The organism is Burkholderia sp. LMG 13014 (assembly GCF_905232215.1).
In the GTDB taxonomy this organism is placed as follows: domain Bacteria; phylum Pseudomonadota; class Gammaproteobacteria; order Burkholderiales; family Burkholderiaceae; genus Burkholderia.
On record NZ_CAJNKE010000963.1, the window covers coordinates 1 to 1,470 of the forward strand.

The 1,470-nt window shown below is 68.7% G+C and carries 2 protein-coding genes; one reads left to right on the top strand and one right to left on the bottom strand.

The features are described 5' to 3' along the window. Positions 1–620 (top strand): enolase C-terminal domain-like protein (locus JYJ84_RS36555; protein ID WP_275890774.1); only part of this gene is annotated, 620 nt, incomplete at its 5' end. 230 nt (positions 621–850) lie between these two features. Here the strand turns inward: JYJ84_RS36555 and JYJ84_RS36560 are convergent. Continuing rightward, positions 851–1,315, bottom strand: coding sequence for a DUF2214 family protein (locus JYJ84_RS36560; RefSeq protein WP_175221268.1), 465 nt, complete (start codon positions 1,313–1,315; stop codon positions 851–853). Positions 1,316–1,470 lie beyond the last annotated feature (155 nt).

The following is a 1,470-nucleotide window of genomic DNA, read 5'->3' on the forward strand; positions in this document are numbered from 1 at the left end:
GGTCGCTCGACGAGGCGGTGCGGCTGTGCCGCGACCAGCATCACGTGCTCGCGTACGCGGAAGATCCGTGCGGCGCGGAGAACGGCTATTCGGGCCGCGAGGTGATGGCCGAATTCCGCCGCGCGACCGGGCTGCCGACGGCCACCAACATGATTGCGACCGACTGGCGGCAAATGGGTCACGCGGTGCAGTTGCAGGCGGTCGACATCCCGCTCGCCGATCCGCACTTCTGGACGATGCAGGGTTCGGTGCGCGTCGCGCAGATGTGTCGCGACTGGGGCCTCACGTGGGGCTCGCACTCGAACAATCACTTCGACGTGTCGCTCGCGATGTTCACGCATGTCGCGGCCGCCGCGCCGGGCCAGGTCACCGCGATCGACACGCACTGGATCTGGCAGGACGGCGAGCGGCTGACGCGCGAACCGCTGAAGATCGAGAACGGGCTGGTGGAGGTGCCGAAGCGGCCGGGGCTCGGCATCGAGATCGACATGGATGCCGTTGCGGTCGCGCACGAGCTGTACCAGCAGCACGGACTCGGTGCCCGCGACGACGCGGCAGCGATGCAGTACCTGATTCCGGGGTGGACCTTCAACAACAAGCGCCCCTGCCTCGTGCGCTGAGCGTGCGACGGACCGGGCGGCAGGATCGCCCGGTCGAGCCGGAATCGAGAGAAGCGATGCGGCCTGCTGCCGGTCTGAGGGATGCCAGGAGGAAGACGCTGCGCGCGTCGAACGGGATCCGTATGAGGGTGGCGGTAGCGATGGCGGGCTTGGCCGGCCTCGCCCAGGCCGTATCTGTCAGGCCGCGCCTACCCGACCAGGCCTAGCCGGCCTCAACTACCCGGCCATGCCTAGCCGGCCACCCCAATCCCCCGCGCCATCCCCGACGCGGCGAACACGATGACGATCACGAGCACCGCCTGCCAATGGCCGATCCGCACATAGGTGCGCGCACGGCCGAGATCGGGCATCTGCTGCTGCCGCGCGGCGACGCGCCACCGGATCAACCCGAGCATCGGCACGACCTCGAGCAGCAGGATCAGCACGAGCGCGGTCATCTTCAGATGAAAGAGCGGTTCGTGCAGGTAGTACGCGGTGCCTTTCTCGAAACCGCCGAACGCGCGCATCAGGCCCGTCACGATCAGCACCAGCGCCGACAGCCCCCACGCAGCATCCGCCTTGAAGACGCCAGGCAAGTCGGCCGCCTGCACCGACGCGATGAGCCGACGCAGCGCGCGGTTGCGCCCCGCGATCGCGGCGAATGCGACGCCGAACGCACTCAGGTGAACGGCAGCCAGCAACCAACGGACGATCATCACGCCTCCTTGTCGCCCGCACGCCGTGCGCGGGACTTGTCAGACGATCTGCTTGAGCGCGGCGTCGAGTGCGAGCACCGCGACGCGGTCGCCTTCAGTCGCGAGCGGCGCGCGCATGACGATCTGCCGGTTATGGCCGACGGCCGCCGGCGAAT